10 protein-coding genes are annotated in these 10166 nt (G+C 64.7%); 1 reads left to right on the top strand and 9 read right to left on the bottom strand.

What is annotated here, in order from left to right:
- The 9 genes from MXAZACID_RS20125 to MXAZACID_RS10125 form a co-directional block, all read right to left on the bottom strand.
- The coding region (locus MXAZACID_RS20125) for a 4Fe-4S dicluster domain-containing protein (RefSeq protein ID WP_008494231.1) at positions 1–469 on the bottom strand (469 nt) is incomplete at its 3' end.
- The gene (locus MXAZACID_RS10160) at positions 459–1577 is read right to left on the bottom strand and encodes an FAD-binding protein (RefSeq protein WP_008494229.1); all 1119 of its coding nucleotides are present in this window, start codon (positions 1575–1577) and stop codon (positions 459–461) included. The genes MXAZACID_RS20125 and MXAZACID_RS10160, both read right to left, overlap by 11 nt.
- Before the next feature lie 2 nt (positions 1578–1579).
- Positions 1580–3067 carry an FAD-linked oxidase C-terminal domain-containing protein gene (locus MXAZACID_RS10155; protein WP_205619802.1) on the bottom strand — a complete coding sequence of 496 codons (1488 nt, stop codon included), beginning with the start codon at positions 3065–3067 and terminating at the stop codon, positions 1580–1582.
- A gap of 85 nt (positions 3068–3152) precedes the next feature.
- Entirely contained in the window at positions 3153–3863 is a 711-nt protein-coding gene (locus MXAZACID_RS10150) for an ABC transporter ATP-binding protein (RefSeq protein ID WP_008494227.1), read from the bottom strand.
- The gene (locus MXAZACID_RS10145) at positions 3860–4624 is read right to left on the bottom strand and encodes an ABC transporter ATP-binding protein (protein ID WP_008494226.1); all 765 of its coding nucleotides are present in this window, start codon (positions 4622–4624) and stop codon (positions 3860–3862) included. Before MXAZACID_RS10145 ends, MXAZACID_RS10150 begins: the two co-directional genes overlap by 4 nt.
- Positions 4621–5598 carry a branched-chain amino acid ABC transporter permease gene (locus tag MXAZACID_RS10140; protein WP_008494225.1) on the bottom strand — a complete coding sequence of 326 codons (978 nt, stop codon included), beginning with the start codon at positions 5596–5598 and terminating at the stop codon, positions 4621–4623. The genes MXAZACID_RS10145 and MXAZACID_RS10140 overlap by 4 nt, the downstream gene beginning before the upstream one ends.
- Positions 5595–6464 (bottom strand): branched-chain amino acid ABC transporter permease, encoded by an 870-nt coding sequence (locus MXAZACID_RS10135; RefSeq protein ID WP_008494224.1) that lies wholly within the window; start codon positions 6462–6464, stop codon positions 5595–5597. The genes MXAZACID_RS10140 and MXAZACID_RS10135 overlap by 4 nt, the downstream gene beginning before the upstream one ends.
- A 109-nt stretch (positions 6465–6573) precedes the next feature.
- Positions 6574–7827 carry an ABC transporter substrate-binding protein gene (locus MXAZACID_RS10130; RefSeq protein WP_008494223.1) on the bottom strand — a complete coding sequence of 418 codons (1254 nt, stop codon included), beginning with the start codon at positions 7825–7827 and terminating at the stop codon, positions 6574–6576.
- Between the two features lie 129 nt (positions 7828–7956).
- Positions 7957–9114, bottom strand: coding sequence for an iron-containing alcohol dehydrogenase (locus MXAZACID_RS10125; protein WP_039885166.1), 1158 nt, complete (start codon positions 9112–9114; stop codon positions 7957–7959).
- A 116-nt stretch (positions 9115–9230) separates the two neighbouring features.
- On the opposite strand from MXAZACID_RS10125, the gene MXAZACID_RS10120 reads away from it, so the two are divergent.
- Positions 9231–10166, top strand: a 936-nt coding sequence (locus tag MXAZACID_RS10120; protein WP_008494220.1) for a LysR family transcriptional regulator, incomplete at its 3' end; no start/stop codon positions are given.

Genomic DNA, 10166 nt, shown 5'->3' with positions numbered 1-10166 from the left:
CCGCCGGGCGCAGCGGGCGGATGCCCTGCAGCAATCCCGCCAGCGGCCGCGCCAGCCCGGCCAGGCGCAACGCCGCCCGAAAGCGCTTCGGGTAAGGCAGCACCGAAGCCACCACCGCCCGCAACACGCGCTCCGCCAAAGGCCGGCGATAATGCGTCTCGACATAGGCGCGGGCATGGTCCACCAGATGCATGTAATTCACCCCCGAGGGGCAGGTGGTCATGCAGGCCAGGCAGGAGAGGCAGCGATCCACATGCTTGACCACCTCCGGCCCCGGCACACGCTCATTCTCCAGCATGTCCTTGATCAGATAGATCCGCCCGCGCGGGCTATCCAGCTCATTGCCGCCGAGCACATAGGTCGGGCAGGTGGCGGTGCAGAAGCCGCAATGCACGCATTTGCGGATGATCGCCTCGGAGGCGGCGATGTCCTTGTCGGCGAGCTGGGCGGGGGAGAAATCAGTCTGCATCGGCCTCGTCCAGAAAGCGGTTGGTCTCGAAGATCCCCATCGGATCAAAGCCGCGCCGCACCCGCCGCGAGAGCGCCTCCACCCCCGGCGCCTGGGGATGCAGCGCCGGAATGCGGGCACGTATTTCCGCCGGGGCACGCATGAGCGTGGCATGGCCGCCCGCCGCGTCCGCCGCTTCACGGATGAGCGCCTCATGCCCCTCCGGCGCCAGCCAGATCAGCCCGCCCGCCCAATCCGCCAACCAGGCCCCGCCCGCCGCCAGCAGCGGCGCGATAGCCCCCAGCGCGGCGCGTGGCGGCAGGCTGAGCCGCCATAGCGGTGCCTCGGTCGTCAGCCCCGCCCCGCCTTGCACACGCGCCCAGAGCGGCGCCGCATCGTCCAGCGCCTCAGGCGGCCCATAGGCCGCCAGCGCCGCACCCAGATAGTCACGCCGCGCCGCGATCGACGGGCCGACGCCATCCAGCCGCAACATCGTCGCCTCGCCGGGCAGATGCGCCGCCGCCGCCACATCGCAGGGCGCGCGCAAGGCCGCGCGCATCAGCGCGAAGGCCGGCTCATCCGCCAGCCCGCGCCAGCACAAAGTCACGCGCTCCGGCGCCCGGGGCAGCACTTTCAGCGTCACCTCCGTCAGCGCCGCCAACCGCCCCCAGGAGCCGCAGAGCAGCTTCGGCAGATCATAGCCGGTAACATTCTTCACCACTTTCGCCCCGGCCCGGAATATCTCCCCCCGGCCGGACACCGCCTCGAACCCAAGCAGATGATCCCTGGCCCCGCCGGCGGAGACCCGGCGCGCGCCCGCCACCCCGGCCGCCAGCACCCCGCCAATCGTGGACCCGGCCGCGCCATAAGGCTCAAACGCCAGCCCCTGCCCGCGTTCAGCCACAGCCGCCTCGATCTCGGCCAGAGGCGTGCCGGCGCGGGCGGTGAGCACCAGCTCCGCCGGGTCATATTCCAGAATGCCCGAAAGCCCGGCCAGGCAGAGCCTCGGGACCTCGCGCGGCGCGCCGATCCCCGCCCGCGTGCCGCCGCCGATAACCTCCAGCTTCTCACCGCCCGCCAGCGCCTGGCCGATGATCTCGCCAACCTCTTTGGTATTTTGGGGCTTCATGCTCAGAACCTTGGCAGTTCGGGAAACGGCACGGCACCGCGATGCACATGCATCCGCCCCAGCTCCGCACAGCGATGCAGGCTCGGGAACACTTTCCCCGGATTGAGCAGCAGCTCAGGGTCAAACGCGCATTTCAGCCGCTGCTGCTGGCGCAGATCACCCTCGGAGAACATCGCCGGCATCAGATCCCGCTTCTCCACCCCCACCCCATGCTCGCCGGTGAGCACCCCGCCCACCTCGACGCACAAGCGCAGAATATCCGCGCCAAATTCCTCCGCCCGCTCCAGCTCGCCGGGCTTGTTGGCATCGTACAGGATCAAAGGATGCAGATTGCCGTCCCCGGCATGGAACACATTCGCCACCCCCAGCCCATATTGTTCGGAGAGCGCGTTCATCCGCCGCAGCACCACCGGCAGCTTGGCGCGCGGGATGGTGCCATCCATGCAGTAATAATCCGGCGAAATCCGCCCCACCGCCGGAAACGCCGCCTTGCGCCCGGCCCAGAAGGCCAGCCGCTCCGCCTCATCGCGGGAGATGCGGATCATCCCCGCCTGGTTGGCCCGCGCAATCGCCTCGACCTCCTGGATCAGATGGCTGCATTCCGCCTCCGGCCCATCCAGCTCGACGATCAGCAGCGCCTCCACATCCAGCGGATAACCGACCTGCACGAAGGCCTCGGCGGCATGGATGGCGGGCTTGTCCATCATCTCCATCCCGGCCGGGATGATCCCCGCGGCGATCGTATCCGCCACGCATTGCCCGGCGGCTTCCACGCTGGGAAAGCCGATCAGCAGCGCCTTCGCGGTCTCCGGCTTCGGCAAAATCCGCACCGTCACCTCCGTCACCACCCCCAGCAGCCCCTCGGAGCCGACGATGATGCCGAGCAGATCCAGCCCCGGCGCCTCCAGCGCCTTGCCGCCGAAGCGCAAAATCTCTCCCTCCATCGTCACAAGCTGCACGCCCAACACGTTATTGGTGGTGAGACCGTATTTCAGGCAATGCACCCCGCCGGAATTCTCCGCGACATTGCCGCCGATGGAACAGGCGATCTGGCTGGACGGATCCGGCGCATAATAAAACCCTTCGCCCTCCACCGCCTTGGTGATGGCGAGGTTGGTGACCCCGGGCTGCACCACCGCCAGCCGATCCTCATAGTCAATTTCAAGGATTTTCTTGAACCGCCCCATGCCGAGCAGCACGGCGTCCGCCAGCGGCAGCGCCCCGCCGGAGAGCGAGGTGCCGGAGCCGCGCGGCACCACCTTGATATTCTGCCCTTTGCAGTAGCGCAGCACCGCCGCCACCTGCTCCACCGTCTCCGGCAGCACCACCACCATCGGCGGCTGCCGGTAGGCGGTGAGGCCGTCCGATTCATAAGGCCGCAGCTCATGCGGCGCGTCGATCACCCCTTCGCCGGGGACGATCTGGCGCAGCGCCTTGATGATCTCGTCGCGCCGGGCCAGCACACGCTGGTCCGGCAGAGGCATTTGCAGGGACATCCTCGAACTCTCTTGCTGTCTTTATCGCGGCTCCAGCCTATTTCACGCCGGATCCGCCCCTCAGGGCAAGAGCAATTGGTCAGGCCGCATGGCTGACGCCGGCCAGGCTTTCCATCCTGGCCTTGTCGGCTTTCAGCGTCGCCGCATCGCCGGAATAAACCATCTCGCCATCGGCCAGCACATAGGCGCGGTCCGCCAGCTGCAAGGCCAGCATGGCGTTCTGCTCGACCAGCAGCACCGACATGCCCTCCTTCTTCATCCGCGCGATGGTGCGCATCACCTCCTGCACGATCACCGGCGCCAGACCCTGGCTCGGCTCGTCCAAAATCAGCAGCTTCGGGTTCAGCAGCAGCGCGCGGGCAATCGCCAGCATCTCCTGCTCGCCGCCCGAAAGCCGCCCGCCCTTGCTGGCGCGGCGCTCGAACAGCCGGGGAAACAGCTCATACACCGTCTCAATATTCCACGGCCCGCTGATCTCCGGCGGCACCTGCAGATTTTCATGCACGCTCATATGGCCGAAAATCTTGCGCCCCTCCGGCACATAGCCGACGCCGGAGACCGCGATCTTATGCGGCGAGGCGCGGGTGAGGTCACGCCCGAACAGTTTCACACTGCCGGCTTTTGGCGGCGTGAGGCTCATCACGCTGCGCATGGTGGTGGTTTTGCCAGCGCCATTGCGGCCCAGCAGCGCCACCAGCTCGCCCTCCTCCACCTTCAGCGACACGCCGTGCAGAATATGGCTCTTGCCGTAATAGGTGTGCACACCATCGATTTCCAGAACCGCGCTCATGCCGCGTTCTCCTCCAGCGCATTGCCGAGATAGGCCGATTGCACGCGGGGATTTTCGGAAATCTCCCTGGCCGTGCCCTCCGCCAGCATGGTGCCGTTATCCAGCACGGTAATCCGGTCCGCGATGCCGAACACGATCGCCATATCATGCTCGACGAACAGGATGGTGATGCCTTGCTCCTTGTTCAGCCGGCGGATCAGATCGGTCATGTGGTTGGTTTCCTCATCACCCATCCCCGCCGTCGGTTCATCCAGCAGCAGCAGCTTCGGATGCCGCGACAGCGCGATGCCAACCTCGACGACGCGCTGATCCCCATGCGACATCTCGCCGACGATCCGGTCCATCTTCGGGCCGATCCGGGTGATCGCCGCCAGCTCCTCCACCTTCGCCTCGACCTGGTTGCGAACATTGCGCGAGATCCAGGGCCGCAGCTGCAACCCCATCGCCGTCTCCACCGCCACGCGCAGATTTTCATAGACGCTGAGCGAGAGAAACACCTGGGTGATCTGGAAGGTGCGGATGATCCCCCGGCGCACCAGCGCGTTCGGCGAGACCGCAAGGATCGGCTGGCCATCGAACTTGATGCTGCCTTCGCTGGGCGGGAAGTAGCCGGAAATCAGGTTGAACAAGGTGGTCTTGCCCGCCCCGTTCGGCCCGATGATGGCGCGCAGCTCGCCTTTCTCCACCGACAGCGAAATCCCCTTCAGCGCCTGCACCGCGCCGAAGCGGCGGCCGACGCCATCCAATGTCAGGAAGCTCATGACCGCGCCCTCCCCTTGATGAAGCCCAGCAGACCTTGCGGGAAGAACAACACCGCCAGCACGAAGATCAGACCGATGAAGCTCATCCAGTTCTGCGTCACGCTGGAGAGATAATCCTGCGCGACGATGAAGATGATCGCCCCCAGGAACGGCCCCCAGTAAGAGCGCATCCCGCCCAGCACGCAGATGACGACGAAGGAGCCCGAAAGCTGCCAGCCGAGATTATCCGGCGAGGCAAAGCCGGTGAGCAGCGCATTCAGCGCCCCCGCGAGCGCGGTGATGAAGGTGGAAATCGCGAACGCCACCCAGATCTGCTTATCCACCGCAACGCCTAGAAAGCGCAGCCTGGTGGTGTTCTCGCGCACCGCCACGAAGCTATGGCCGAGCGGCGAGCGCAAAATCTGCCAGAGCACCAGCATCACCACCGCGAACAAGGCCAGCACCAGATAATAAAACCGCACCGGCCCCATGTGGATCGCATGCCCGCCCAGATGCAGCGGCACGCGCGAGAAGCCGGTCAGCCCATCCTCACCGCCGGTCAGCGCATTCCAGCGCACCGCGATGAAATAGAACATCTGCCCGAAGGCGATGGTGATCATCGCGAAATAGATGCCCTTGCGCTTCATCGCCATCGGCCCGACCAGAATGCCGGCGATGCCGCCCAGCACCGTGCCCGCCAGAATCGCCAGCGGCAGCGAGGGCGCGATATAGATCAGGCACAGCCCCGCCCCGTAGGCGCCCAGCCCGAAATAGGCGGCATGGCCAAAGGAAAGCCCGCCGGTATAGCCGAGCACGAGATTCAGCCCGGAGGCGGCGATGGCGTAGATCAGCGCGCGTGTGGCGAGATCCGTATAGCCACCCAGAGCCGGCAGCCAGAGCGGCACCAGCAGCAGCAGCACCCAGATGCCGGCCGCCACCAGCATGCGCGCGGAGCCTTGCGCCGCCGCCGGTTTGGTTTCGATGGAGGCGCTCATTCAAACAATCCTTCCTGACCGAGCAGGCCACGCGGCCTGAGGACCAGCACAACAGCCATGATCACATAGATCACCACCTCCTGCGCGACGGGGAAAAACGCCGCGGTGATGCCCGAGGCGATGCCGATGATCAGCCCGCCCAGCACGGAGCCGATCAAGCTGCCGACACCGCCGACGATGATCGCCACGAAAGACGGCATGATCAGCGAGGAGCCGATCGAGGGCGAAAGCCCGAGCTGCCCCGCCGCGAGAATCCCCGCCAGCCCGGCGAGGAAAATGCCGATGCCGAAATTCGCAGCGCGCAGGAAGAAGATATTCACCCCCATCGCCGAGATCGTCTCCAGATCCGCATTGCCGGCGCGGATGCGGATGCCGATGCGCGTATAACGCAGCACCGCGAACAGCGCGCCGGTGACCAGAATGGTGATCGCGATCAACACCAGCCGATAGCCGGTGAGGAAAAACAGCGAGGCGGACAGCGGGGTGTTCAGATAATTGGGTAGCACGAAGGGCTGCCCGACCGAGCCCCAGATGGTGCGGATCAGATCCTCCATGATCATCGCCAGCCCGAAGGTGAGCAGCAGCGAGAACAAAGGATCGCGCCCATAAAGCGGACGGATCAAAATCCGTTCGACCAGCAGGCCGAGCACCACCGCCCCGAACGGCGCCAGGATGAGACTCCCCCAGAACCCGACATAAGGCTCGATGGTGAAAGCCAGATAGCCGCCCAGCGCCATGAAGGTGCCGTGCGCGAAATTGATGACGCCGTTCAAGCCCAGGATCAGCGACAGCCCCAGCGCCATCAGCGCGTAGAAGATGCCGACGATCAGCCCGTTGAACGCGCTGTACATAATCAGTGATTCCACGGTGTTTCGCCCTTAAAGCGCCACGCGGCGCAGCTTTTCATTGCAACCGTGCATAACGGAAAAGGGAGCCGGCATCCCCACGCCGGCTCCCTTGCGGTCACGCCAAGGCTCAGCTCGGATAGACGAGCTTGCAACCGGCCTCGGCCGGGGATTTCGCGATCGTCCCGCTCGGCACGGTCTGCGCCACGTTGAACAGGTTGGGATAGGTGGCGCCGTTGGGCACGTTGCCGGGGAACATGTTGGCGATCATCTGATGATCCTCCGCCCGGTAATAGCACTTGCCCGGCTGCAGCGCGACTTCCGGCGGCAGCACCAGCCCTTCCAGCGCCCGCACAACCTTCAGCGCATCCAGCGACTTCGCCTGGTTCGCCGCCAACGCGATGGCATGCGCCGAGGCATAGCCGAACCAGGTGCGCGCGGTCGGCACCTTGCCGTTATATTTCGCTTTATGCGCGGCGACGAAATCTTCCAGATGCGCGACGCCGGGCTGGTTCCAGTACCACTCGAACGTCCACCAGCCGAGCCGCGCCGCCGGTGGCAGCGCCTCCAGAACTTCCAGCTCCTGCTGCGCGCCGGCAATGGTCATCTGCGTGTTCATGCCGAACTGCACAGCCTGCTTCAGCACATTCACCAGATCGTCGCCCGCCTGCAGGCAGATCAGCACGTCCGGCTTCGCGGCCCGCGCCTGGATCAGGTAGGAGGAGAAATCCGTGGTGCCCAAAGGTGCCAGCGCGTTGCCTAGCGACACACCGCCGGCCTTGGTCAGCTGCGCGACATAATCATCATGCAGCGAATGGCCGAAAGCATAGTCCGGCGTGATGAAAAACCATTTCTTGCCGAATTTCTGATAGAGCAGATCGAAGTCCGCGGCGGTTTCCAGCCAGGTGGTGGAACAGGTGCGGAAAGTATTCCAGGTGCAGTTCTTGCCAGTGATCGGATCGGCATGGCCGCCAGTGTCGATGTAAAGCAGGTTATGCTGGCTGGAGAATTGCGCCAGCGAGGCGGAAACAGCAGAGTTCACCGACCCCATCAGGAAATCCACCTTATCCTGACTGACCATTTTCTGCGCCTTGCTGACGGCCGGGCCGGGCAGGCCTTGCGAATCTTCCACCAGCAGCTGCACCGGGCGGCCGAGAATGCCACCCTTCTTGTTGATCTCATCCACGGCCATGGTGGCGCCGCGAATCTGATTCTCGCCCAGGGCGGCATAGGTGCCAGTGCGCGGATCGATATTGCCGATCTTCACCGGCGATTCACTCTGGGCCCAGCTGACTTCAGGAAGAATCAGGCTTGAGGCGGAGGCGGCAGCGCCAGCCTTCAGCAAGCCACGACGATTCAAAGAGGCGGTATTTTTGAAGACCATCTTGTTATTTCCTCATTTATTTCGGTTAGCCGCGAAATTTTTGTTAAGTTCGTCGAATTTTTAGGAGATATTCCTTCGCCGTTGCGTTAATGTCAACAATCCTTTGCGCGGATCCGCGCGAAAACCGCATCAGCCCCACACATCTTGATAAAGTGCTACAATTTCGGCGGCCTCAGGCACGCGCGGGTTGTTGCCCGGCGAGCCGGAGGCCAGCGCCTGCTCAGCCATCAATGGCAGCAGCTGCCTCCAGCGCGCCGCATCGAGCCCGTAATCTTTCGGGCTGGGAACCGCCAAATCCTCATTCAGCCCCCGCAACGCCTCCACCAGCGCTGCCGCCGCCGGCGCATCCGCGGCACTGGCCGGGGCGATGCCCATGGCCCGGGCGCAATCCGCATAGCGCGCGACATTGCCCTCGATCGACCAGCGCGTGATGGCGGGCAGCAGCATCGCGTTGGAAAGCCCGTGCGCGACATGAAAATGCGCGCCGATCGGCCGGCTCATGCCATGCACCAGGCAGACCGAGGCATTGGAAAACGCCATCCCCGCCTGCATCGCGCCCAACATCACCTGCTCGCGCGCGGCGCGGTTGCCGGGTTCGTGATAGGCGGTGCGCAGGCCACGCCAGATCGCCTGCATGGCGGCGATCGCCATCGAATCCGAAAACGGGTTGGCCAGCCGCGAAACATAAGCCTCGATCGCATGGGTCAGCGCGTCGATCCCGGTATCGGCGGTCAGGCGCTTGGGCATGGTCAGCGTCAGTTCGTAATCGACGATGGCGAGCGTCGGCAAATAAGCCAGGCCCGGACAGAGCATTTTCTCATCGGTTGCGGTATCGGTGACGATGGTGAAGCGCGTCGCCTCGGAGCCGGTGCCCGCCGTGGTGGGGATGGCGATGATCGGCAGGCCGGGAGTCATCTCCTGATGCGGGGCCTTCAACGCCCGCATCGTGCCCGGGCGCGGCGCCAGAATGGCGGCGGCCTTGGCGGTGTCGATCGGGCTGCCGCCGCCAAAACCGATGACGCAATCCGCCCCCGCTTCGCGCACGAACGCGGACGCGGCGGCGACGCAATCGCTGGTCGGGTCAGGAACGGTGTCCGAAAACACCGAGGCATGCAGGCCGGATTTGCCAAGAACATCCTGCAGCCGCTCAACCATACCACTTTGCAGCAGGAATTTGTCAGTGATGATGGCCGGGCGCGTGAGGCCGAGTTGCAGCAGCGCCTCGCCGGTTTCGGCCAGAGCGCCGCCACCGATGCGCACCACGCGCGGAAGCATGATTGCTGACATTATGTCTCCCTTCTCACCTTTGCCTCTGACGGGCCGGATTTGAGCATCACCTTAGCCTTGACAGCTTCCGCAGGAATACAGGAAATATCAACCATCAACTGTGCGGAATTGCACATATGAGACCGGGGTTCGACTGGAACGATCTGCGCTATTTCCTCGCCGTGGCGCGCAGCGGCACCATTTCCCAGGCCGGGCGGATGCTGGCGGCGGACCACGCGACGGTGGCCAGGCGGATCAGCGCGCTGGAGGCGGCCTTGGGCGTGTCCCTGTTCGTGCGCAATGCCCGCGGCTATTCCCTCACCCGCCAGGGCGAGGCGCTGCTGGAACAGGCCGGACGCATTGAGATAGAGGCCGGCCAGCTGGAGGAGCGGCTGGGCGGCGGCCAGATCAGCGCCAGCGGGGCGGTGAAGATCAGCGCGCTGGAGGGCATCGGCAATTTCTTCCTGGCCGGGCGGCTGGCGCGCTTTGCCGCCGCCCATCCAAGGCTGGCGGTGGAGCTGCTGACCATCCAGCAAGTGGTCTCGATGTCGCGCCGGGATACGGATATCCTGATCACCCTCACCCCGCCGGAGTCGCGCAAGCTGGTCTCGGAGAAGCTCACCGATTACCGTTTATTCGTGTTCGGGACGAAGGATTATCTGAACGCGCACAAGCCGATCCGCAGCGCGCAGGATTTGCGCGGGCATGATTTCGCGTTCTATATCGATGAGCTGATTTTCACCCGCGGGCTGGATTATCTGACCGAGCTGGAACCGAGCCTGCGCGCGCGCCTGCAATGTTCGAGCATTCACGCGCAGCTGGAAGCCGCCTGTGCCGGCCAGCAGCTTTGCCTGCTGCCCGGCTATGTGGCGCAAAGCCGGCCGGAGCTGGTGGCGGTACTGGCGCAGACGCTGCATCTGCAACGCAGCTACTGGGCGATGGTACATGCGGACCTCGTCCACAGCATGCCGGTGAAGCTGGCGCTGGCCTTCATCCGCCAGGAAATCAAAAATGCCGCGCCTCTGTTTTTAGGCAACGACCTGCTGGCGGCCGCACCGAAAACCGGTTCTAGC

Origin of the sequence: Acidocella sp. MX-AZ02, assembly GCF_000306035.1 — a bacterium.
Lineage (GTDB): Bacteria > Pseudomonadota > Alphaproteobacteria > Acetobacterales > Acetobacteraceae > Acidocella > Acidocella facilis.
Note: the sequence above shows the minus strand (reverse complement) of the source record. Positions and strands in the feature narration are given on the sequence as shown.

Excerpts from the sequence above, each read along its gene's own strand:
- MXAZACID_RS10140 (WP_008494225.1), bottom strand. The coding sequence starts at position 5,598 with ATGAGCGCCTCCATCGAAACCAAACCGGCGGCGGCGCAAGGCTCCGCG.
- MXAZACID_RS10160 (WP_008494229.1), bottom strand. The coding sequence starts at position 1,577 with ATGAAGCCCCAAAATACCAAAGAGGTTGGCGAGATCATCGGCCAGGCG.
- MXAZACID_RS10125 (WP_039885166.1), bottom strand. The coding sequence starts at position 9,114 with ATGTCAGCAATCATGCTTCCGCGCGTGGTGCGCATCGGTGGCGGCGCT.
- MXAZACID_RS10150 (WP_008494227.1), bottom strand. The coding sequence starts at position 3,863 with ATGAGCGCGGTTCTGGAAATCGATGGTGTGCACACCTATTACGGCAAG.
- MXAZACID_RS10145 (WP_008494226.1), bottom strand. The coding sequence starts at position 4,624 with ATGAGCTTCCTGACATTGGATGGCGTCGGCCGCCGCTTCGGCGCGGTG.
- MXAZACID_RS10130 (WP_008494223.1), bottom strand. The coding sequence starts at position 7,827 with ATGGTCTTCAAAAATACCGCCTCTTTGAATCGTCGTGGCTTGCTGAAG.